The sequence below is a fragment of the Micromonospora sp. NPDC023888 genome, from assembly GCF_040639415.1.
Taxonomy (GTDB): domain Bacteria; phylum Actinomycetota; class Actinomycetes; order Mycobacteriales; family Micromonosporaceae; genus Micromonospora.
Map to the genome: position 1 here is coordinate 25,266 of NZ_JBEZZW010000032.1, position 22,043 is coordinate 47,308.

The following is a 22,043-nucleotide window of genomic DNA, read 5'->3' on the forward strand; positions in this document are numbered from 1 at the left end:
CCCTCTACTGTCTAGTGAGGGTCTTCTCCGGAGGTCAACGCCATGCTGAACGCCGAGGATCTTCCGCCGTTCCAGCGGGCCGTCTCCTCCGAGTCACAGCGTGGGCAGCGACTGTTCGCGACCCTGATGGCGCTGCGGCTGTCCCTGCTGCTGCTGGCCGCGGTCGCGGGAGTCGCCACCTGGAAGCTCGACGACGTCGTCCTGGGTCCGGCGCTCGCCGCGGGCGCTTTCGCCGCCACCTCGGTCGTCGAGGTTTTCCTGCTCACCAATCGGCCCAACGAGCGGTGGTATGTCGGCAGGGCCCTCTCGGAGTCCGTCAAGTCCCTGACGTGGCGGTTCGCCACCGCCGCGCATCCGTTTCCGCGGTCGCGAAGTGACTCGCAGTGTGTCGAGGAATTCACCAATCGGCTGTTGGGCCTGACCGGGGACCTGTCCGCCGCCGGGCTGGCAGCCCCCGCCGTGACCGGCCAGCAGATCACGGACGGAATGCTGTCGCTACGCGCCGGCTCGCTCGCGGACCGCCGGGCCGCGTACCTGACCGGCCGCCTGGAGGGCCAGCGGGCCTGGTACGCCAAGCGATCACTGTCGAATCGGGCACGCGCGTCCCGCTGGTCGGCCGGCATGCTCGTGCTGGAGATCGTGGGAGTGACCCTGGCGACGTCGAAGGCCGCCGGGCTCATCGATGTCGACCTGCTGGGGATAGCCGCGGCAGCGGTCGCGGCCGGCGCGGCGTGGACGCAGATGAGGCAACACGCGGCGGTGGCGACCGCCTACGCCCTGGCCAGCCAGGAACTCGCCGCCATGGGGTCGCTGGCTGCCCGGATCCACTCGGAAGCCGAACTGTCACAGTTCGTCGACGACACCGAGACGGCGATATCGAGGGAGCACACGATGTGGCGGGCACGCCGCCACTGAGCGCTACACGGCGGTGCGTCGCCACTGTTGGCTGGTGCCGGTGCCGCAGGTCCACTGCACGGCCTGGGCACCGTCCGCCGTGGCGGCGTTCGACACGTCGAGGCACTTCCCGCTGTGGCGGGCGACGAGCCTGACGTAGCCGGTGCCGAGGTCCTCGACGCGCCACTGCTGGTTCGTGCCGCCGTTGCAGGTCCACTGGATCACGCGGACGCCGTCGGCGGTGGCACTCGCGCCGCCGTACACGTCGAGACACCTGCCGCTGCTGACGCTCGTCACGGTGGAGTAGCCGCCACCGGCGTCGGAGAACCGCCACCGCTGGTTGGCCTGCCCGTTCGCGCCCCACTGCACCACGTTGGCGCCGTCGGAGGTGGACGCGTTGAAGACGTCGAGAAGCTTGCCGCTGTGCCGCGCGGCCACCGTGTAGGTGGTCGGCGTGGGGGTGGTGGTCAGCGGCGCCACCCGGTAGAGCCCGCTGCCGTGGGCGGGAAGGGAGCGGGTGAGCGTGCCGGTGGCGGTGCCGAGGCTGGTGCCGGACCACAGGTCGGTGACGGTGGCCGAGCCGATGCCCAGGTCGGCCAGGTTCACCGAGACGTTGGCGGTGGCGCTCTCGCGGTTGAACAGTGCCACGTACCGGTGGTCGGTGCCGGGAACCTCGGCGGTCCACACCTGCCGGGTGCCGCCGACGAGCTGGCGGTTGTTGGCGCTGGTCTGGTCGACAGCGAGCACCGCGGCGTTCGTCATCAACGCCAGCTCGGCGGCGCGGTTCTCGACCAGGTTGCCGCCCCACATCAGCGGTGCCCGGTTGATCGCCCACAGGGTCATGAGCGTGCGCTGCTCGTCGGCGGTGAGCGCGGAGTAGCGGGGTGCACCGACCGGGCCGAACTTCGACAGCCGCCCGATCGGGATCATGTCCGGGTCCGGCCAGGCGCCCGTCGTCCGGTACGGCGTCCAGTTGCGCAACTGGTCGAAGAGCGCGTCGAGCGACGACCAGTTGTCCCACAGGTCGTTGACGATGCGCCACATGTGCGCGTTGTCCCGCACGTGCGCGCCGCTGGCCAGCGGTGTCGCGCCGGGCGAGAGGCTCAGCACCATCGGCCGACCGCTGTGCTGGATCGCCGTGCGGTAACCCTCGACCTCGCTCTGCCGGTAGGTCGGGGCGGCGATGTCGTCCACCTTCACGTAGTCGACGCCCCAGCCGGCCAGGAGCTGGAAGACCGAGTCGAGGTACGCCTGCGCGCAGGCGTTGGACATGTTCAGGCCCCACATCAGGTTGAGCCAGTTCGCGGTGGTGCTGTTGTTGATCTGATTGGCTCGGCAGTTGGTGCCGATGATCGGCACGTTGTCGGCGACCGCCTGCCGCGGGATGCCGCGCATCAGGTGGACGCCGAACTTCAGCCCCTGGGCGTGCACGTAGTCGGCGAGGGGCTTGAACCCGTTGCCGCCCGCCGCCGAGGGAAACCGCGTGGTGTCCGGCAGCAACCGCCCGTTGGCGTCCATCCGCAGCCGGGGGTTGAGGTTGGCGTCCTGGTTGGGGCTGTTGTTGTGTTGGCCCGGGTAGTACCAGGCCCAGTCGATGACGACGTACTGCCAGCCGTGCTGGCGCAGGTTGTCGCGCATGTAGTCGGCGTTGGCCCGGACGTCCGCCTCGGTGACGCTCCAGTTGAACGAGTCGTAGCTGTTCCACCCCATCGGCGGGGTGTCCGCCGTGCCGTTGTCCCACGCCGCGGCCGGTTTCGGGGAGATGACGGTGAGGCCGACGGCGAGCAGCACGACCAGAGCCGTGAGCCCGGCCATCCGCCGTGCGGTGGAACGCGCGAGGACGAGCGTCATCGGACCTCCAACGGGAGCGCCGACCAGGGTTCGGCAGGTAGCGGTGATTATCGATGTTAGCGCTCACACATCACCTGTCAAGCGCCGAACACGACACACAAAGCCATCCTTGCGCATGGGCGCGACCGCGTCGGCTCTGCCGATCGCTCGAACGCGGGGCTCGGGTCGATCCGAGCCCCGCGTTTCTCAGGCGGCCATACCTGCGCTGGCGGGGCCGCTCATTCATCAATATTTACAGCTGACCTCGGAACCCTCTACCAGGCAACCCACCCGAAAGCAGCAACCCCATAATAATAGGTCGATGCGTCGGATTCACACTTTGATCGATCCAACGGCGCACGCTGACCACAGAGATAGTTCATATCAAAGTGGAATGTATTATCAATGTTCTCCTTGTTGCCCCACGTGGAGTGGTTTCGGTACCCGAAGTCATGGCGCTGGCAAGCTTCATAGAAGAAAGCGTCACCATACTTCGTATCCGGGAGCCACTTTGGCTTGCTGCAGCCGTTATCTTCCCAGTCGAAACCGTATGGCATCTCCGGACCTGGATTCGCGTTTGCCCGGTGGAACTCGCCGTAGGATCCGGTGTCTGCCTGGGTGAAGTAGTTGTACTGATCGGGCTTGTGCCGCTTGGGTACGACCCCCACCACCGCACTCGACGTCTGGCCGGTGAAGTTCAGCGCTACCACCCGGAGGTCGTATCGGTCGCCACCCTTCAGCCGAATGGTGTTGTGGAACAGATCCGTTCCCGAGTAGAGCTTCGTCCACGCACCCGCCGCCGTCAGGTTGCGATAGTGGACCTCATACCAGACGGGAGTGTTCGACACCCTGCTCCAGGACAACCCGACCCAGCTATACATGCCACCATCGGTTACCCACGCATTGACCGAAAGGTTCGTTGGTGCGTTCGGTAGCGGCGCCATGGGCCTGGCGGAGGCGACGTTGCTGCCCGACGCGGTGCCTGTCACATTCGTCGCCAGCACCCTGAAGTCGTACGTCGCGCCGTTCGTGAGCAGGTTCAGCGTAAAGGAGCAACATCCGGCCGAGTACGGCAGTCGCTGCCAACCGCCACCATTGGAGCGGAACTCGATGTAGTACTGCGCACCACTCGTCGCGCTCGCGGTCCACTTCAGGTTGACCTTGGCGTCACCGGCGGTGGCGGTGAGGCCCGACGCGTTCGACGGGAACGGCGGCATCGGCCGAGCGGAGGCGACGTTGGTGGATCCGGACTCCCCGGCCAGATTGGTGGCCCGGACACGGAACTCGTACGTGGTGCCGTTGGTCAACAGCGTCTGGGTGAACGTGCAGCAGGTGGTCACCGGGTACGGCAGCCGCTGCCAGGCACCCCCAGCCGGCCGGTACTCGACCAGGTACCAGACGTTTGCGGTATTACTGGCCCCCCAGTACAGCGTGACCTTTCCGTCGCCGGCCACGGCCTCCAGACTGGTTGGCGACTGCGGCACCGGCGGCATCGGCTTGGCCGTGACCACGTTGGAGGGAGAGCTGTCTCCGGTGAGGTTGTTGGACCGTACCCGGAACTCGTAGGTGTGTCCGTTGTTCAGATAGTTGATGGGCATGGCTGTCGCGTCGACCGGGTCCTTCAGCCTGGTCCAGGCCTGCCCCGCGCTGACGTCGCGCATTTCGATCCAGTACCACACGTTGGCCGTGGCGCTGGACGTCCACCTGAGGCTGACCTTGCCGTCTCCGGCGGTAGCCGTCAGCCCGGACGGAGGCTGTGGCGCGGGCGGCATGGGCTTCGCGGACGCCGTAGCGGTGGGTGCGCTCTCCACGCCAGCGTTGGAGGCCGTCACCCGGAACTGGTACGTATGTCCATTGGTCAGGTACTCCATCGCCTGCGACGTCGCGGAGGTGGGGTACGGGAGCCGCTGCCATGACTGACCGCTCGTGGCGTCGCGGTAGAACACGACGTACTGCACATTCGCCGTCGGACTGGCCGTCCAGGCCAGGGTGGCCCGACCGTTGCCGGCCGTGGCGGTCAGGTTGGTCGGCGGCGCGGGTACGCTGTACCGCGCCGTGACCTGTATCGATGTCGAAGCCGGACCCTCACCTCCGGCGGTGAGCCCGGCCACCTTGTACTCGTACACATGGGCGTGCTGGAGATACTCCATGATGATCGATGTCTCGGCGGTCAGGTACTCCACCCTCGTGAAGGTGGTCTGACCAGCGGTGACGTCACGCCAGTAGATCGCGGAGTAGGCCCCCGCCGCCGGCGCGTCCCAGGTCAGTCCGATCTTGCCGTCGCCAGCGGTGGAGCCGCGCAGGTTGGTCGGCGCCGCTGGCGGCGCGACCCTGGCAGTGGCCCGAGCAGCGGCACTGGACGGGCCTTCACCGGCAGCATTTGTTGCGGCCACCTTGAACTCGTACACATGCCCGTTCACCAGGTACTGGGCGACCGCGCTGGTGCCCTCGGCGACCGGCAGCGGCCACTTGCTGAAGGTGGACTCTCCGGCGGTCACGTCCCGCTGGTAAACCACGAACCACACGTTCGGGCCCGGCGCCTGCCAGCTGAGCCCGATCGTGCCGTCGGCCCGCGCGGTGGCGGTGAGGTTGTTGGTAATTGTCGGCTTCGCCGGCACGGGGGTGACCCGGACGGTGTTGCTGGCCGGGCCCTCGCCGGCCTGGTTCGTCGCAACCACCTTGAACTCGTACTCGTGCCCGTTGACCAGGAGCGTGGCTGTCGCGCTGGTGCCCGTGGTGACCGGATAGGGCCACGCGGTGAACGTCGTCTCCCCTGCCGTCACGTCTCGCTGGTACACCTTGTGCCAGACGTTCGGCTCCCCAGCGGTCCAATTGAGGGTTGCCTGGGCGTCGCCAGCTGTCGCGGTCAACCCGGACGGCCCCTGCGGCAGCTTGAAGGTCGCGGTGGCGCGGACGGTGTTCGAGGCAGTGGATTTGCCGGCGTAGTTGGTGGCCACCACCTTGAACTCGTACTCATGCCCGTGGGCCAGGTAATCGGCCGTGGCACTGCTGCCCTCGGTGACCGGGTAGGGCCAGGCAGTGAACTCCTGCTCTCCGGCAGTGACGTCCCGCTGGTAGATCTCGTGCCACACCGAACCGGCGGGAGGCGTCCACGCCAGTTTGATCGTTCCGTCGGACTGCGCCGTGGCGCTCAGGCCACTCGGGGCCGCCGGCACCGGGTAGGACGACGTCGCGCGGGCCAGGCCCGACGCCGGAGACTCGCCCGCCTGGTTGGTGGCGCTCACCTTGAACTCGTACTCGTGCCCGTGGGTCAGGTACTGGGCTACGGCGGTGGTGCCCTCGGCGACCGGCAACGGCCACGCGGTGAACTGCGCCTCCGCGGCCGTGACGTCCCGCTGATACACCCTGTACCAGACCTGGCCCGCCGAGGCCGTCCACGACAGCTTGATCGCGCCATCGCCCTGGGCCACTGCGGTCAGGCCGGACGGCGCGTTTGGCGTGGCATAGCTGGACGTGGCGCGCGCCACGTTCGACGGGGGTGACTCTCCACCGAGGTTGGTGGCGACGACCTTGAACTCGTACTCGTGGCCCTGATCGAGGTACTGGGCCAGCGCGGTCGTGCCCTCGGCGACCGGCAACGGCCACGCGGTGAACTGCGCCTCCGCAGCGGTGACGTCCCGCTGATACACCCTGTACCAGACCTGACCCGCCGAGGCCGTCCACGACAGCTTGATCGCGCCATCGCCCTGGGCCACCGCGGTCAGGCCGGACGGCGCACCCGGCGCGGCGTAGACCGCGGTCGCCCGGACCACGCTCGACGGCGCACCTGACCCCGCACCGCCCACCGCCCGGACGCGGAACTCGTACACGTGACCGTTGACCAGATGCTCGACGGTGAGGTTGGTCTTCGACCCGTTCGGGTGGACGACCGGGGAGAATTCCGCGTCGCCGGCCGTGACGTTGCGCTTTTCCACCTCGTAGTACCAGGCCAGGTCGACGGCACCCCAGCTCAGAGCCACGTCGCCAGCCGTGCCGGCGGTCGCGGTCAGGTTGCCTGGCACAGCGGGCGGTGGCACCGAGACCGTCGCCGAGGCCACAGCCGACGCGGAGCCTTCGCCAACCGCGTTCTCCGCCCTGACCTGGTACTGGTACTGGTGCTGATTGCGCAGCCCTGCCAGATCAATCGAGGACTGGGTCGTCGACTGCGGCAGACGCACCCACTGCATCTGACCGACTGTCGTGTCCTTCTGGTAGACCCAGTACTTGAGGTTGGATCCCGGTGGAGCGGTCCAGGAGAGACGGATGCCGCCTTCCTGGTTCGCGACCGCGGCCAGATTGCCAGGCGCCGACGGTAGTTGGGACGGATCCGGCTGAGGACGCGGCCAGTCCACTTCGATGAAGCGTGGACGATAGATTGATGAATCGCGCAGATTGTCCTGGACGTCCAGGCTATTCACGTTGTAAGAAATCAGCAGCTTGCCGTCGCGCGCCATTTCCTGGTGCACATCAGCGTCATAGACCATGATCGGCCGACTGTCATTGGCCTCGGGGGCGCGGGCCAACTCGATCGGCCCCCCGAATGGCCCGGTCAGGGCGCTCGCGGTGTAGGCGACCACTGCGGAATTGAAGGGCAGGTGACCCTCCACCGTGACCAGGAGATAACGACCATCGACCTTGTGTACGGCGAAGGCCGTGCCGACGCCGCTGGCAATCCGCGTCGAATCGCTCTCTCGACTGGACCATCCCGAGCCCGTCCAGAACTGCCACTGCCCGGCCAGGCCCCCCTCGGGCACCCTGGCCAGGTGCACGAACTTCATGTCCTGCGCGTGCTCTGATCCGTAGATATAGGTGAACCCGCCCTCATTGACGAGCTCCTGCCCCCAGGTTGTCGACGAACCCAGCGGCAATTGTTGGACCCCCTGCACGGACAGCGCAGGAAGGGACAACGTGACAAGCGCGGTGCCGGTGGGCCGGACGTCCAGCGCACCCGGGCCGACCGACTCGTAGTTGTTCACCAGGACTCGCACCGTGGAGCCGTCGACGATGGCGTCGGCCACCCAGCAGCCGAGCCCCACGCTGTCGTCACACATGAACGATTTCGGCTCGGTCGGCGTACCGCCGTACCGGGTTTCGACGAGCCCGCTTTCGTCCTGGACGACCAGGGCGTTGTGGACCATTGCGCTCGGCGGTCGGGAGCCATCCGCGTTGACAGTGCCAAGGTACGTGTCCGAGAAGAGCCAAGCCACCCGCCCGTCGGGCAGTGCCACGGAAACAGTTCGGTCACCACCGGTCCAGTGGCGACCTCCGGAATTGCCGTAGGCAGTCCACATCGCGTTGGCCGCGGCTGCCGACATCGGCGCGACGGACGGAACGGCCCGCGCCGGCACCGCCACCGTGAGCACCAGCGCGAGACTTGCCACCAAGGAAGCGGCAGACAGCCCTCGCCCCAGGCCACCGCGCATCCAACCGCGGGGACGACCAGCTGACCGACGGCGCCAGGCTTGAGAACTACGTCCGGACGCGACGATCGGCATCAGGTCTCCTCGATCAGGGCATGACAGTCAGGCCGCCGCCCGTGGAGTGAGAAACGGCTTGGCGCAAGAAGAACGGGGAAAGACCTGTCCATCGAGGACGATGATCTTCCCGGTGGTCATCGTAACTGCCAATGCCCATCGCGGCTGCCCCGTAATGAGGCGCCTTTCCGGCCACCCGGGGCAACGCGCCCGGGTTTATGTGCATCGACTACTTGCCTCTTCGGCCCCACAGTCGACAGATCCCGGCCGGCGAAACCCGGCGTACGAGGGCGCTCAGGTCATAGCGCTCCCAATGACAATTCATTGTGCAGATGGTCATGCGTTCTGCCGGTTGTGATGGTGAATGTCCACACCCGCCCCGTGCTTGTTGTCACCCGCGGAATCCGACCGGTATGTCGGTCCGGCAACGAGTCAGCCCCCTGCCCCTCGACACGAAAGGTAGAGGGCCTCTCGGCACACCCCTGAGCAACAGCGAGATCTGCTCGACGATGGAGAGCGGGTTGCCCATCGCCTCGGCGATGAACAGCGACGCCATGGTCAGGTAGATCGCCCTGCCGCGGCGGCCCGTCACGACCCTGCGGTACGGTCCGCCGGTGATGATCGAGGGCTGCTCATGTCTGATCTGCAGCGACAGTGCGCCGACCCGGGACAGCCGCACCGTCCAACTGGTACGCGACCACGGCTGGTCGGTGTTGCGGATAGCCGGAGGAATCGAGTTCGCGTACACCGTCGGCCTGTGGCACTCGTTCCGTCGCCCTGAGGTGGTGATGTTCGGCCTTGACGGCGAGGGCATGCAGCACTGGCTCAACGCCTACGTCGATCACGCCCGCGAGCAGGGCTGGCCCGTCGAGGAGACACCGTTCCACGGCGTGCTCGACGGCTTTCCCACCCAACTGCGAGCGGTGGACCCGTCCTGGCACGACCCGCTCTTCGGCACCGCCCACCGCTTCTACCGTGGGGGCACGGTGCTGTTCCACCAACTGGTGTGGCCGGATCGCAACGGCCTCTGGCCGTGGGAGGACGGCGTCACCACGAGCAGCCGCAACCGCCAGGCCCACTCCTGGCTTCCGGTCGGTGAACACCCGCGGGGCGCCTGGCGCCTGGTCGGCGAGCTGGAACCGGGGTTCCCCTTCGACGCGGGTCCGGACTCCTGGGCGCTGACGACCCGCGCGGTCGCCGCCGGCACCCGCCCCATCGACCGGGTGATCAGGGACGAGGGCAGCCACGACGTGCTCGACGAGCGCGGATACGACGCCGACGATCTCTGCCTGGCGTTCCTCGGCGCGCTCGTACAACGCCATCCGCACCTCACCGCATGCGCCGACCTCGCCGACGGTCAGGTCGCAACCTTCGATGCCGACCGGGCCTGGAGCCGCTCGCCGCTGTCACGAGACGACCGGCGCGACAGCACCCGATCATGGAAAACCGCCGAGCCGATCTAGGGTACGTATGACCCGTGACCTACTTCGCGGACCTGACGCCGTACACGTACCTGGAGCGGCACGACGAGGACGAGCAAGGGCCATCCGACCTGCCGCTACTCAACGTCGGCTGGCTGGACGCCTCGCATCCGTTCCCGACCGGCACTCCCCCGCACGGGTTGCTGCCAGCCCTGACGAAACTGTCCACGGTGCGGGTCCGCCAGACACGCGGGCACCACTACTGCGAGATCTGCGTCCGGGACATGGGCGAGGACGCCAGAGAAGCCATTCGACGGGGCGTGATCGCCCGCGAGAGCGCCGAGTTCCAGGTCCAGGGCGATGACGTCGTGTACGCCGCACCACAACTCCTACTCCACTACGTCGCCGCCCACGAGTACCTGCCACCAGCCGAGTTCTGCGCGGCGGCCCTGGTCGCAACGAGCTGACGCGGGTCGACGCGTCACACCAGGCGTTGGATGCGGACCTTCGGGTGCTCATGCCGCAGGTGACCCTGCTTGTGCTGGCGGACCTGCTCGTCCCAGACCTCCTGGTCATAGTCGGGATTGGGCGGGATCCACCTGTGCGACCCGTCGCTGTAGTGGAACTTCTCGTCTCCAGCCCGAAGGATGCTCACCGCACCCAGCCGACGAATCGGCGGTGCAGGTGACCGGCGGGGACGTAGGCCAGGTGTTGCGTGGCGACGACGAGTTGAGCGGCCAGATAGACGGCCAGGGACAAGAGACATCCGTCGTACTCGACCAGCAACTCCCGCCGCCCCGGCTCACAGGGCCAGTCGGCGCCACAGCACGCGCAGTTCCAGAGGGGTGAGGTCGGCTGATGGGCGGTCGTCACGACGTGCCCTGGGCGGGCCAGTGGTCGCGGTTGATCGGGAGGCGATGACGGCTTCGGCACGGCAGGTCGGTACCGCAACGGCAGATGCGTCGCCAGTGCCGCCAGGACCAGACGGGCCGATGCCTTCGGGCCAGGGTCAGGGCGACCGCCGAGAGGTATTCGTCGTACGAGACGCGTCGCACGCGTCCTCCCCGTCATCGCGAGGCAGCCAGCCACCCCTGAGGTTGAGGGGGACGCGGCGGCCAGGCGAGTCCGCACCGCCCGCCGCATCCCGTGATGGCGACGTTACGGACGGTTGTGGCGCGACATGGGTAGGGTTCGTACCCCTAGATCAAGAGACGAGGCCGACCTTCAGTGCGAGATCTCGGGCGTCCTTGCGGGTGGATGGCGGCCCGCTGAGCAGGTCCAGAGTGATCTGTCGGGCGTAGCCGTTGAAGCGGATCGTCTCCGGGGCCGACTCGTACGCCTGGCGAAGGCTCGCCATGGCGGTTCCCCTGTCGTCCTTGCCGTGGTGGGCGCGCGCGACCTCGATGAGGTGTCGCGCGCGGCGCGGTCGCGACGGGATGGCCGCCGCGTCATGGCGACGTGCCTGCCGCACCGCTTCGCCGGATTTCTGCAACTCGACGGCCACGGTGACCGCGTGGGCACCCATGATGACGCGGGAGAACGATGTCTGCGGCTGGTAGAAGCCCTGCGGTAGGCGCTGTGCGACGCGATCTGCGCGATCCCAGTACCGCCAGGCGCGGCCCTCCTCACCCGATCGGGCGGCGGTGTAGGCGGCTTCGAAGTGGAGCGCTCCGAAGAGGGCCAAAAGGTTGGTGCTCGCGTCGGCCGCGCGCGACTCCAGTGCGGAGAGGACGTCGAGCGTCACCGCCATGGCGGTGTCCCAGTCACCGGCGTCCCGGTGCACCTGGCACAGGAACCACCCCGCGCAGGCCAACGCTTCGGGATCCCCGGACTCCTGCGCGGCCACCATCGCGCGATCGGCGACCCGCCACAGGATCTCGGCGGCTGGCTGGTAGGCGAGGAACATCTGCGCGAGCCCGAGCGCCTCGGCCAGGAGCGCCTGCGCACGTCGACGCTCGGCACCCTCGTACGTCAGGGCCGCGCGTTGGACGTCGCGGAGCAGGTCCGGCAGGAGGGCACCCAGCACCGTGCGATGGTCCGATGCCTGATGACGTGCCCGCCAGGCCGCAGCAAGACGGTCACCGAGGCGGCTCAACGGCTCAGGCGCGGCGTCGCCGGAGAACGTGCAGCGGTTCACGGCGTCCCGGACCGAGCCGAGCGCCGGATGCTCCGGCCCGTTCACGACGGCGGAGCGGTCGCTCAACTCCCCCACCAGGACCGACAGCTCGACCTTGAGGGCACGCGCGATCCGGTCCAGCATGTGCACACGCGGCGGCAGAATGCGGTCGGTCTCCACCGCCTTGACCCACTCGGCGCTGCGCCCGACCAGGCCACCGAGCACGGCACGGGTCTTGCCCGAACGCTCGCGGTAGACCTTCAGCCGCTGACCGAAGGTCAACTCCGGCATGGAATCCATCCCGAACCTCCTCGTGGCGCGGGACGCCGTACCGGCCCATCCGCCGCCACGGCCAACGCTACCGATCGATCCGCCGCCCGGAAACCCGCACACGCCTCAGCCACGGCCCCGGCCGGCGCCTCTCGGTGGTGATCGACACGAGGTCAGCGATATCGGGGTGTCCTACGCGCTCGGATACCCCGGTTTCGCCGATCCCGTGTCGATCATCGCCGTGGACCATCAGGCGGGACGGTCAGGCGGGGACGCCGGCCGGCGCGGACGCCTCGTCGGGGCGCGCGGTCGACTCGTCCTCGTCGTGCTCGTCGAGCATCGTGGTCTCGTCGAACGGGTCGTCGCCGCGCAGCACGCCGACCGCCCGGTCCCGGTCGAACTCGCCGGTCCACGTGCCGACCAGCACTGTCGCCACCGCGTTGCCGGCGAAGTTGGTGAGCGCCCGGGCCTCCGACATGAACCGGTCGATGCCGACGATCAGGCCGACCCCGTCGACGAGGTCCGGACGGTGCGACTGGAGACCACCGGCGAGCGTCGCGATGCCCGCGCCGGTCACGCCGGCCGCACCCTTCGACGCGATGATCATGAACAGCAGCAGCGACACCTGCTCGCCGATGGAGAGCGGGTTGCCCATCGCCTCGGCGATGAACAGCGACGCCATGGTCAGGTAGATCGCCGTGCCGTCCAGGTTGAACGAGTACCCGGTCGGCACCGTGATCCCCACGACCGGCTTGCTCACCCCGAAGTGCTCCATCTTCGCGATCAGCCGCGGCAGCGCCGACTCCGACGACGAGGTCGACAGGATCAGCAGGAACTCCCGGCCGAGGTAGCGCAGCAGCGAGAAGATCGAGATCCGGGCCATGAACCAGAGCAGCGCACCCAGGAACACCAGCACGAAGATCAGGCAGGTCGCGTAGAAGCCCAGCATGATCTGGGCGAGGCTCTTGAGGGCGTCCACCCCGGTCGCGCCGACCACAGCGGCCATGGCACCGAACGCGCCAACCGGCGCCAGCCACATGATCATGGCGAGGACCTTGAACACGACGCGCTGGATGACGGCGATCGCGCCGAGCACCGGCTCCCCGCGCCGGCCCATGGCCTGGACGGCGAAACCGACGAGCAGCGCCACGAGCAGCGTCTGGAGCACCTCGCCCTCGGTGAGCGCGGAGAGCATCGTGGTCGGGATGATCCCGAGCAGGAACTCAGTCGTACCGGCTGCTTCGTCGCCGGCGGCGGCCTTGCCCGCGCCCGCGAGGTCCGCGCCCAGGTTCAGGCCGGAGCCGGGGTGGATGAGGTTGCCGACGACCAGGCCGATGGCGAGCGCGACTGTCGACATGGTGAGGAAGTAGCCGAGAGCGAGGCCGCCGACCTTGCCGACCTTCGCTGCCTGCCGGACGGAGCCGACGCCGAGCACGATCGTGCAGAAGATGACCGGGCTGATCATCATCTTGATCAGGTTGACGAAGCCGGTGCCGATCGGCTTGAGTTCCTTGCCGAAATCGGGGGCGACCAGGCCAACCACGATGCCGGCGAGCACGGCCACGATGACGGCCAGGTAGAGGTAACGGGTACGGTCCCGGCGGACCGCCGGTGCCGGTGTGGTGGCGGATGCGGTGGTGTCCATGTCGACAATGTGAACCGTGTCTCACCCGTTGACAGCCTTGCGGTCATTCTGTTCACCGCGAACGCCACAACGGCAGCGGCGCGACGAGGAGGTGGTGGGGGTGGCCCGACGTCAGTGGAGCATCGCGGGGCAGCTCTTCGCCCTCCAGGCGATGGTGGTGACGCTGCTCGTGCTGGCCGGCGCGGCGGGCGCCGTCTGGCTGGCCCGCAGCGACTCCCGCCAGGCCGCGCAGGAGGAGGTGCTCGCGGTGGCGCAGACCGTGGCCAGCTCCCCCGACGTCCGCACGGCCCTCACGACCGCCGACCCGGCCAGCCTGCTGCAGCCGTACGCCGAATCGACCCGGGAGGCGACGGACACCGACTTCGTGGTGGTGATGGCCCCCGACCGCACCCGTTTCTCGCACCCCACCCGCGAGCGGATCGGCGAGCCGTTCGTCGGTGACATTGGGCCCGCCCTGGCGGGCCGCCCGTTCACCACCACGAACGTCGGGACGCTCGGCGAGTCGGTGCGCGCGGTGGTCCCGGTGTACGACGAGCAGCGGCGCATCGTCGGCCTGGTCTCGGTGGGTATCAGGACCCGCGCGATCGACCGTAAGCTGCTCGGCCAGCTCCCGGTGCTGCTGGGCGTCGCGGCGTCGGCTCTCGCGCTCGCCGCGACCAGCTCCTGGCTGCTCAGCCGACGGTTACGCCGCCAGACGCACGGTCTCGGTCCGGCGCAGATGACCCGGATGTACGAGTACTACGACGCGGTTCTGCACTCGGTGCGCGAGGGTCTCGTGGTGCTGACCACCGACCGACGCATCGCGTTGATCAACGACGAGGGTCGGCGACTGGTGGGGCTCGACGTGGACGCGCCGGTGCTCGACCAACCGGTCGCCGGGATCGACCTGCCGCCCGCGGTGGCCGAGCTGCTCGGCTCCGGGCGCGACGCCCGCGACGAGCCCGTCCTCGCCGGTGACCGGGTGCTTGTCGCCAACCAGCGGACCACCCGTTTCGAGGGCGCGGTGCTCGGCACCGTGCTGACCCTGCGCGACCAGACCGAGCTGCGCACCCTGGCCAGCGAGCTGGACTCGGTACGCGCGCTGACCGAGGCGTTGCAGGCGCAGACCCACGAGTCGGCCAACCGGCTGCACACCGTTTTGACGCTCGTGGAGTTGGGCCGCGCCGACGAGGCCGTCCGGCTCGGCACCCGGGACCTGGCCCTCGCCCAGCAGTTGACCGACCGGGTGGTCGGCGCGGTGACCGAGCCGGCGATGGCGGCGCTGCTGCTCGGCAAGTCGGCGCAGGCCGGCGAGCGCGGGGTGGACCTCGTCATCGAGCCGGACTGCCGCCTCGACGACAGCCCACTGCCGACCGGCGACCTGCTCACCGTGGTCGGCAACCTGGTCGACAACGCCCTGGAGGCGGTGGCCGGCACACCGGCGCCCCGCCGGGTGCGGGTCTTCGTCGGCGCGGTCGACGACGAACTGCTGATCCGGGTGGCCGACAGCGGGCCCGGGTTGGCCCCGGAGCGGGTGGCCGACGCGTTCCGGCGCGGCTGGTCCACCAAGAGCACCGGCCGGGGCCTCGGCCTGGCGCTCGTCGGCCAGGTGGTCCGCCGGCACGGCGGTAGCTACGAGGTGGGCCGCTCGGACGACGGCGGCAGTCTGTTCACCGTCCGCCTACCGCACGGAGGGAAGCGCCCGTGACCGACATCCGGGTGCTTGTCGTCGAGGACGAGCCGCTGCTCGCCGAGGCGCACTCCGCGTACACCGAACGGGTTCCCGGTTTCGTGGTGGTCGGCGTGGCGCACACCGCGCGGGCGGCGATGGCGGCGCTGCGCGCCAACGACGGCGGCGACGTGGACCTCGTACTCCTGGATTTTCGGCTGCCCGACCTGCACGGCCTGGACGTCTGCCGGGCGCTGCGGGCCGCCGGCAACAGCGTCGACGTGCTGGCGGTGACCAGCGCCCGGGACCTGGCGGTGGTGCGCACCGCGGTGTCCCTCGGGGTGACCCACTACCTGCTCAAACCGTTCACGTTCGCGGCGTTCCGCGACAAGCTGGAACGGTACGCCGACTACCGCGCGCAGGCCCTCGCCGACGGGGAGGTCGCCGCGCAGCACGAGGTGGACCAGATGTTCGCCACCCTGCGCGGCGCCGCCGGGCTCAGCCTGCCCAAGGGGCTCGACGCGCAGACCCTCGATCGGGTACGCGCCGCCCTCGGCAGCGGCACCCGCGCGGAGGTGGGATTGTCCGCGACCGAGGTGAGCACGCTGACCGGCATCTCCCGGGTGACCGCCCGCCGCTACCTGGAATACCTGGTGACCATCGACCGCGCGGTCCGCAGCCCCCGCTATGGCACCCCCGGCCGCCCCGAGGTCGAATACCGACCCCGCTGAACGGGCCCCGGCGCCCGCGCCGGCTACGCAGATTTGCGTAGAGCCGAGCCTTCCGTGGGCTGACGTGGATCCCGGCCGGGCGACGGATAGTCGAGCCGTGACGGATCAATCCATGGCGAAGGCGGATCGCCGCCGCTGGGCCGTCGCGACCTGCGGAGCGCTGGTCGTGGCGGCGATCGGCGACGCTGGTCCCGAGATTGTCGAGTCCCGCAGCCTGGTCGCCGGTTACGACGGCCCGGGGCCGCTGATCTACCTGGGGGTGGCCGCCATGGTGGCGGCCGTCAGGTGGCGGTTCATGCCGTTGTTGGCGGTGGTGACGGGCGTCTTGTTTCTCTTCGGCGGGTTCTCCGACGCCGCTTTCGTGGGTCGGCTCGGTACCCCGACGGAACCCGTCCAGTTCTGGGCGGGATGGCTTCAGCTGGCCGGATTCACCGCGGCTGCCGCGTTCGGGGTCGCCGCCGTCTGGCGGCGCAGATCCGTGCCGGCCCGGACAGCGCATCCAGACGAACGACAGGACACCGAGACGGGAGGACCTCGACGATGAACGCGATCGTGGCGAGAGTGCCGGCGGCACCGAGATGCACAAGGTTGTCGCTGTGGGGCCTGGTGGTGGGCATCCTGGGCCTGCTCATCCAGTGGATCGCCGACCCCGGCAAGTTCCCGGCGTTCCCACCGGGGATCGTCTTCATCGTGGTGTGCGGCGCCTTGGTGGTGTTCACCGGCCGGCGCTGGTGGGCACCGGTGTTCTCGGTGCTGATCTCGCTGTGGATCGTCCTCGGCGGGTGGGCGGCCGGCCAGCTGACGCCGAATTTCCGTTCGGAAAATGTGGGGACTGTCGCGGGCAACGTGGTGATGTCGCTCGGGCTGGCGTTCGCCGCAATCACGGGGGTCGTGGCGATGCTCGGGGCGTGGCAGGCTCGTGCGAGGTGAAGACCGCGACGGGCACCCCGGGCCCCGGCAGTTCCGATGGCTGGTGGACCTGAGGTGGGCGGTCGTGTCGGCGGCGGTGCTCGTCGCCGGCACGATCGGTGCGGCCCGCGGGCAGAGCAACGCGGATGCGGACCTGGACTTCTGGGGGATGTCGCTGGTCTCGGCGGCGGCACTGGCGACGGTGGGGTTGCGCCGGGCGCCGGTCTGGGCCCTTGCCGGAGCCATGCTGACGGTCAGTGCTTACCTGCTGGCCGGCTACCCGTACGGGCCGGTGCAGTTGTGCATGGTGGTCGCCATGTTCGAGGTGGCCCGACGCCGGCCGCTGCGGCTGTCAGCCGGTGCCTGCGGAATCGCGGCGCTTACCGCTTCGGCAACGGTGCTGCTGCGCTCGATGCCGCAACTGCACCAGCCGGTCGTGCTCGCCATGGGATGGACTGGCTGGGTGGTGCTGCCGTGGTCGCTGGGAGCGCTTGTGCACCTCACGACGGTGGCCCAGGAGCGGGCCAGGCGTGATCTCGTGGCCCGGGCAGCCGCGGCCGAGCGGGTACGGCTGGCCGGCGAGGTGCACGACGTCGCCGGACACGGCTTCGCGCTGATCGCGATGCACGCCGGGATCGCACTGTTGGTGCTCGACGAGCGCACCGACCAGGCACGCGCGTCGTTGGAGGCGATCAAGGCCACCAGCGGCGCGTCGTTGGCCGGCCTGCGCAGCATGCTCGACACGTTCCATCCGCGTGACGGGGAGGCGGGGCTTGCCGGTGTCGGTGCCCTCGTTGACGAGATCCGCGCGGCCGGTCTGCCGGTGGAGGTGACGATGACCGAGGTGGCGCTTACCGACGAGGTCGACGCGGTGGCGTACCGGGTGGTGCAGGAATCGTTGACGAACGTGCTGCGGCATGCCGGACCGACCACGGCGGATGTTCAGGTGATACCGACCGACGGTGACGTGTTGGTGCAGGTCGGTGACCGTGGGCGGGGCGCCGCCGACGGTGCCGCGACGGGGGGACGAGGGTTGTCGGGGCTGCGCCGCAGAGTCGAGGCTGTCGGCGGTCGATTCACCGCCGGCCCGCGGGTCGGCGGCGGTTTCCAGGTCACGGCGCGGCTACCGGTGGGGAGCGCCTAGTGATTCGGGTGGTCCTGGCCGACGACGAGGAACTGGTGCGGTTGGGCCTGCGGGTGCTCATCGACCGGGAGGACGACCTGGCCGTGGTAGGTGAGGCGGCCTCCGGGCACGACGCGCTGCGGGTGGTGCGCCAGGTGCGGCCGGACGTCCTGCTGCTTGACGTCCGGATGCCTGGCCTGGACGGCCTGGCGACGCTACGGGCCATCGCGGCCGAGCCCGAGCTGGCGTGCACCCGGGTGATCGTGGTGACCACCTTCGAGATCGACAGGTACATCTTCGAGGCGCTGCAGGCCGGGGCCGCTGGTTTCGTGCTGAAGGACGCCGACCCGGCGGACCTGGTTCGGGCGGTCCGGGTGGCGGCGGCCGGCGAGGCGCTGCTGTCGCCGTCGGTGACCCGGCGGGTGGTGTCGCTGTTCAGCCAGCCCGGCGGCATGGTGACCCGCATCGACACGCTGACTGACCGGGAGCGGGAGGTCGTAGCCTGGGTGACCACCGGTCACACAAACGAGCAGATCGCCCGGGAACTTGCCCTGAGCCCGGCAACCGTACGCACCCACGCCAGTCGGGCGATGGTGAAACTGAACGCCCGTACCCGGGCCCAACTCGTCGTCTTCGGCATCCGCGCCGGCCTCACCGTGGACCGCTGACGCCGGCAGGGCCAACCCCCTGGCCGTACGCGGCTTTACGTACGCGTCGGCCGCCATAGGGCGGACGCGGGAAACGGCGTCGTCGGAAACGCTGAGGGCATGCAGAAACGAACGCCCTGGCTGATGTTCGCCATCGCCGTCGTCGTCAGCGTGGTGCTCGCGTACCCGTACCTGGCCCTGGACATCCACAAGAGCCGCATCGACGTCGGTGACGCCGTGCACTACGGGGTGCTCGTCGCGCACATCTTCACCGCCACGGTCGCGCTGATCCTCGGCCCTCTCCAGTTCATGCCGAAGGTGCGCGCCCGCCCACGGATCCACCGGACCATCGGCCGCTGCTACCTCGCCATCGGAGTCCTGCCGTCCGGCCTCACGGCGATCCCGGTCGCGTTGTGGTCCGGTCGTCTCCTGACACAGATCAGTCTCACCACCGCAGCCGCGCTGTGGCTGATCACCGGTGGTCTCGGGTACCGGGCCGCCCGGCGACGGGACTTCGCCGCCCACCGGAACTGGATGATGCGCAACTATGCGCTGACCTTCCTCGCCGTTACGGCTCGCATCTTCGTACCCCTGCTTCTGCTGGTGCAGATCCCGTTCGGCAGGGTCGCCGCGGGCGAGATCGGCGCACAGGCGCCCTCGATGATTCCGGTCGGCCAGACCCTGGCCTGGATCGTCAACCTGGCCGTGATCGAGGCCGTCATCAGAAGTCGCCGACGTCGAAAGTGGAAGAATCGAAGACAACCAGATACGCAGGAGGCGAGCCGTGACGTCGAGCAATGCCGAACGGATGCCCGAGTGGCCGACGGCTGAGCACGTGCCGGCCGAGGAGTTGGCCCGTCGTCAGGGCATCCAGCCGGTCGCCTCCGTGGATGACCTAACCCGCCCGGGCCGTTTCGAGTCGGACGAGGAACTGGACGAGTTCCTCGCCGACCTGTACACCTCTCGGCGGGCCGGCGCCGCATGAGCCTTGTCGTTCTGGACACGGACGTCGCGTCCGCAATCCTCCGGGGACGGCTACCTGAACGTCTCCGTGCCCGCCTTGCCGGTAAGACCCTCTGCATCACCTTCGTGACGCTCGGAGAGCTGACCAAATGGACCGCACTGCGCAGCTGGGGGCCACGCAAGCTGGCTGACCTCGCACAATGGCGCACGGGGATCGTGCTGCGTTCCTTCCACGAGGCGGTGGCAGTCACCTGGGGCGCCTTCAAGCGCGGGCTCAACACCGGGGGCGCCCCCGACCGACCAACGACTCCTGGATCGCGGCTTGATGCCTTGTCGACCGGCTGCCACTGGCGACCTTCAACGGCAAAGATTTCGCCGACTTCGCCGAGTACGACGGGCTACGCCTCTTCGACGTGTCCTAGCTTCCGCATCGCCGAGTACGGCTGCTTGTAATGTGAAGCGGCATCGGGTCGGGAACCCGGTGGCGGACGGAAGATCCGTTGTTAGACTCACCGAGTTGGGTTAGCGGTACGACCAGGGAGACCAGACATGGCGGGTGACGACGACATCTCCGGGTGAGACCGGACATGTTCGGCCACCGGTTCGGCGCGCGTGCGCGCAGCCGCCGTGGCCATGTCGTCGTTCCACAGGTCCCCGTCTCGTCGGGCGGCTTCGGCGCGCCCAACCCACCCTTTTGAGGTCACTCGCATGTCTGATGCGTTCATCGTCTGCTCGAACCTGTCCTTCTCCTGGCCGGACGACACCCCGGTCTTCTCGGAGCTGTCCTTCACCGTCCCGGGCGGTCGCACCGGGCTGGTCGCGCCCAACGGCGCCGGCAAGAGCACCCTGCTGCGGCTGATCGCCGGGGAGCTGCGGCCCAGCGGCGGCAGCGTCACCGTCGACGGTCTGCTCGCCTACCTTCCACAGACCCTGCCGCTGGCCGGCGACCTGACCGTGGCGCAGGTGCTGGACGTCGCCGAGCGGATCGCGGCCCTGCACGCCATCGAGGCCGGCGACGCCAGCGAGGCGCACTTCGCCACCATCGGCGACGACTGGGACATCGAGGAGCGCACCCGCGCCGAGCTGGACCGGCTCGGCCTCGGTGAGCTGTCACTCGACCGGCGGCTGCACACCCTCAGCGGCGGCCAGGTGGTCTCCCTCGGCCTGGCGGCGCAGCTCCTGCGCCGTCCGGACGTGCTGCTGCTCGACGAGCCGACAAACAACCTGGACCTGGAGGCGCGGCACAAGCTCTACGACGTGCTCACCGACTGGTCGGGGTGCCTGCTGCTGGTCAGTCACGACCGGGAACTGCTGGACCGGATGGACCGGATCGCCGAGCTGGACCGCGGTGAGATCCGCTGGTACGGGGGGAACTTCACCGCGTACACCGAGGCGGTGCAGGCGGCCCGGGAGGTGGCCGAGAGCAACCTGCGCAACGCCGAGCAGGAGGTCAAGCGGGAGAAGCGGGAGATGCAGCAGGCCCGGGAGCGCGCCGACCGGCGGGCCAGCAACGCCGCCAAGAACCTGAAGAACGCCGGCCTGGCGCGGATCGTGGCCGGTGGGCTGAAGCGCAGTGCGCAGGAGTCGGCGGGCAAGGCGCAGGAGACGCACGCCGGCCGGCTCGGGCAGGCGAAGGCCCGACTCGACGAGGCGGGCCGGGCGGTCCGCGACGAGGACCGGATCACCGTGGACCTGCCCGACACCACGGTCCCGGGCGGGCGCACGGTCTTCTCCGGCCACGGGATGCGGGCCCGCTTCGACGACCGGGAGCTGTTCGGCGGTGACGGCGCCGACCTGGTGATCCGGGGGCCGGAGCGGATCGCGCTCACCGGGGCGAACGGCGTTGGCAAGTCGACACTGCTGCGCCTCGTCAACGGCGACCTCGAACCGGCCGGCGGCGACATCAAACGGGCCGACGGGCGGATCGCGTACCTGTCGCAGCGGCTGGACCTGCTGGACCTCGACCGTACGGTGGCGGAGAACTTCGCCGCGTACGCGCCGAGCCTGCCCGACGCGCAGCGGATGAACCTGCTGGCCCGGTTCCTGTTCCGGGGCGCCCGGGTCAACCTGCCCGTCGGGGTGCTCTCCGGTGGCGAGCGGCTCCGCGCCACCCTCGCCTGTGTGCTCTGCGCCGAACCGGCGCCGCAACTGCTGCTGCTCGACGAGCCGACGAACAACCTGGACCTGGTGAGCGTCGCCCAGTTGGAGAGCGCGCTGTCCGCGTACCAGGGTGCGTTCGTGGTGGTCAGCCACGACGAACGGTTCCTCGCCGAGATCGGCGTGCAGCGTTGGTTGCGGCTGGCCGACGGCCAGCTGCGGGAGATCGGCGCGCCCGACCGGGGCTGACCCGCACGGCCCGGCCGGCGGGACAC

18 protein-coding genes are annotated in these 22,043 nt (G+C 69.2%); 12 read left to right on the top strand and 6 right to left on the bottom strand.

The window, feature by feature from the left end; all coding sequences use genetic code 11:
- Positions 1 to 42: 42 nt before the first annotated feature.
- A complete protein-coding gene (locus AB0F61_RS25150) occupies positions 43 to 915 on the top strand; it encodes a DUF4231 domain-containing protein (RefSeq protein WP_357814014.1) in 873 nt (290 codons plus the stop codon).
- Positions 916 to 918: 3 nt separating this feature from the next.
- On the opposite strand, the gene AB0F61_RS25155 is transcribed toward AB0F61_RS25150, so the two are convergent.
- Both AB0F61_RS25155 and AB0F61_RS25160 read right to left on the bottom strand, forming a co-directional pair.
- A complete protein-coding gene (locus tag AB0F61_RS25155) occupies positions 919 to 2,745 on the bottom strand; it encodes an alpha-galactosidase (RefSeq protein ID WP_357814017.1) in 1,827 nt (608 codons plus the stop codon).
- A gap of 254 nt (positions 2,746 to 2,999) precedes the next feature.
- Entirely contained in the window at positions 3,000 to 8,105 is a 5,106-nt protein-coding gene (locus AB0F61_RS25160) for a phospholipase A2 (protein ID WP_357814019.1), read from the bottom strand.
- A 710-nt stretch (positions 8,106 to 8,815) separates the two neighbouring features.
- Here AB0F61_RS25160 and AB0F61_RS25165 point away from each other — a divergent pair.
- Positions 8,816 to 9,661, top strand: coding sequence for a DUF4262 domain-containing protein (locus AB0F61_RS25165; protein WP_357814134.1), 846 nt, complete (start codon positions 8,816 to 8,818; stop codon positions 9,659 to 9,661).
- A 14-nt stretch (positions 9,662 to 9,675) separates the two neighbouring features.
- Entirely contained in the window at positions 9,676 to 10,086 is a 411-nt protein-coding gene (locus tag AB0F61_RS25170) for a hypothetical protein (protein ID WP_357814022.1), read from the top strand.
- Between the two features lie 14 nt (positions 10,087 to 10,100).
- On the opposite strand, the gene AB0F61_RS25175 is transcribed toward AB0F61_RS25170, so the two are convergent.
- The 4 genes from AB0F61_RS25175 to AB0F61_RS25190 form a co-directional block, all read right to left on the bottom strand.
- Positions 10,101 to 10,274 (bottom strand): hypothetical protein, encoded by a 174-nt coding sequence (locus AB0F61_RS25175; protein ID WP_357814025.1) that lies wholly within the window; start codon positions 10,272 to 10,274, stop codon positions 10,101 to 10,103.
- Positions 10,271 to 10,492, bottom strand: coding sequence for a hypothetical protein (locus tag AB0F61_RS25180; RefSeq protein ID WP_357814028.1), 222 nt, complete (start codon positions 10,490 to 10,492; stop codon positions 10,271 to 10,273). Before AB0F61_RS25180 ends, AB0F61_RS25175 begins: the two co-directional genes overlap by 4 nt.
- Positions 10,493 to 10,823: 331 nt before the next feature.
- Positions 10,824 to 12,035, bottom strand: coding sequence for a helix-turn-helix transcriptional regulator (locus tag AB0F61_RS25185; RefSeq protein ID WP_357814030.1), 1,212 nt, complete (start codon positions 12,033 to 12,035; stop codon positions 10,824 to 10,826).
- A gap of 232 nt (positions 12,036 to 12,267) precedes the next feature.
- Positions 12,268 to 13,650, bottom strand: a complete 1,383-nt coding sequence (locus AB0F61_RS25190; RefSeq protein ID WP_357814033.1) for a cation:dicarboxylase symporter family transporter — start codon at positions 13,648 to 13,650, stop codon at positions 12,268 to 12,270.
- Positions 13,651 to 13,750: 100 nt separating this feature from the next.
- Between AB0F61_RS25190 and AB0F61_RS25195 the strand changes: the two genes are divergently transcribed.
- The 9 genes from AB0F61_RS25195 (at position 13,751) to abc-f (ending at position 22,017) form a co-directional block, all read left to right on the top strand.
- Positions 13,751 to 15,337 carry a sensor histidine kinase gene (locus AB0F61_RS25195; RefSeq protein ID WP_357814035.1) on the top strand — a complete coding sequence of 529 codons (1,587 nt, stop codon included), beginning with the start codon at positions 13,751 to 13,753 and terminating at the stop codon, positions 15,335 to 15,337.
- The gene (locus AB0F61_RS25200; protein WP_357814036.1) at positions 15,334 to 16,029 is read left to right on the top strand and encodes a response regulator; all 696 of its coding nucleotides are present in this window, start codon (positions 15,334 to 15,336) and stop codon (positions 16,027 to 16,029) included. The genes AB0F61_RS25195 and AB0F61_RS25200 overlap by 4 nt, the downstream gene beginning before the upstream one ends.
- A 112-nt stretch (positions 16,030 to 16,141) precedes the next feature.
- Complete coding sequence (locus AB0F61_RS25205; RefSeq protein ID WP_357814038.1) at positions 16,142 to 16,573, top strand: hypothetical protein; 432 nt, start codon at positions 16,142 to 16,144, stop codon at positions 16,571 to 16,573.
- On the top strand, positions 16,570 to 16,959 hold the full coding sequence (locus AB0F61_RS25210; RefSeq protein ID WP_357814041.1) for a hypothetical protein: 390 nt from the start codon (positions 16,570 to 16,572) through the stop codon (positions 16,957 to 16,959). The genes AB0F61_RS25205 and AB0F61_RS25210 overlap by 4 nt, the downstream gene beginning before the upstream one ends.
- A gap of 64 nt (positions 16,960 to 17,023) precedes the next feature.
- Positions 17,024 to 18,082: a histidine kinase gene (locus tag AB0F61_RS25215; protein WP_357814043.1), complete on the top strand. Its 1,059-nt coding sequence runs from the start codon at positions 17,024 to 17,026 to the stop codon at positions 18,080 to 18,082.
- Positions 18,082 to 18,729, top strand: coding sequence for a response regulator transcription factor (locus AB0F61_RS25220; protein ID WP_357814046.1), 648 nt, complete (start codon positions 18,082 to 18,084; stop codon positions 18,727 to 18,729). Before AB0F61_RS25215 ends, AB0F61_RS25220 begins: the two co-directional genes overlap by 1 nt.
- 99 nt (positions 18,730 to 18,828) lie before the next feature.
- Positions 18,829 to 19,539 carry a DUF2306 domain-containing protein gene (locus AB0F61_RS25225; RefSeq protein ID WP_357814048.1) on the top strand — a complete coding sequence of 237 codons (711 nt, stop codon included), beginning with the start codon at positions 18,829 to 18,831 and terminating at the stop codon, positions 19,537 to 19,539.
- A complete protein-coding gene (locus AB0F61_RS25230; RefSeq protein ID WP_357814051.1) occupies positions 19,493 to 19,693 on the top strand; it encodes a hypothetical protein in 201 nt (66 codons plus the stop codon). Before AB0F61_RS25225 ends, AB0F61_RS25230 begins: the two co-directional genes overlap by 47 nt.
- A gap of 686 nt (positions 19,694 to 20,379) precedes the next feature.
- A complete protein-coding gene (gene abc-f / locus AB0F61_RS25235) occupies positions 20,380 to 22,017 on the top strand; it encodes a ribosomal protection-like ABC-F family protein (RefSeq protein WP_357814053.1) in 1,638 nt (545 codons plus the stop codon).
- The last annotated feature ends 26 nt before the right edge of the window (positions 22,018 to 22,043 follow it).

Bases quoted from the DNA above. Each gene is read 5' to 3' on its own strand.
- AB0F61_RS25150 (WP_357814014.1), top strand. From the start codon at position 43: ATGCTGAACGCCGAGGATCTTCCGCCGTTCCAGCGGGCCGTCTCCTCC.
- AB0F61_RS25155 (WP_357814017.1), bottom strand. From the start codon at position 2,745: ATGACGCTCGTCCTCGCGCGTTCCACCGCACGGCGGATGGCCGGGCTC.
- AB0F61_RS25165 (WP_357814134.1), top strand. From the start codon at position 8,816: ATGATCGAGGGCTGCTCATGTCTGATCTGCAGCGACAGTGCGCCGACC.
- AB0F61_RS25185 (WP_357814030.1), bottom strand. From the start codon at position 12,035: ATGGATTCCATGCCGGAGTTGACCTTCGGTCAGCGGCTGAAGGTCTAC.
- AB0F61_RS25190 (WP_357814033.1), bottom strand. From the start codon at position 13,650: ATGGACACCACCGCATCCGCCACCACACCGGCACCGGCGGTCCGCCGG.
- AB0F61_RS25205 (WP_357814038.1), top strand. From the start codon at position 16,142: ATGGCGAAGGCGGATCGCCGCCGCTGGGCCGTCGCGACCTGCGGAGCG.
- AB0F61_RS25210 (WP_357814041.1), top strand. From the start codon at position 16,570: ATGAACGCGATCGTGGCGAGAGTGCCGGCGGCACCGAGATGCACAAGG.
- AB0F61_RS25225 (WP_357814048.1), top strand. From the start codon at position 18,829: ATGCAGAAACGAACGCCCTGGCTGATGTTCGCCATCGCCGTCGTCGTC.
- abc-f (WP_357814053.1), top strand. From the start codon at position 20,380: ATGTCTGATGCGTTCATCGTCTGCTCGAACCTGTCCTTCTCCTGGCCG.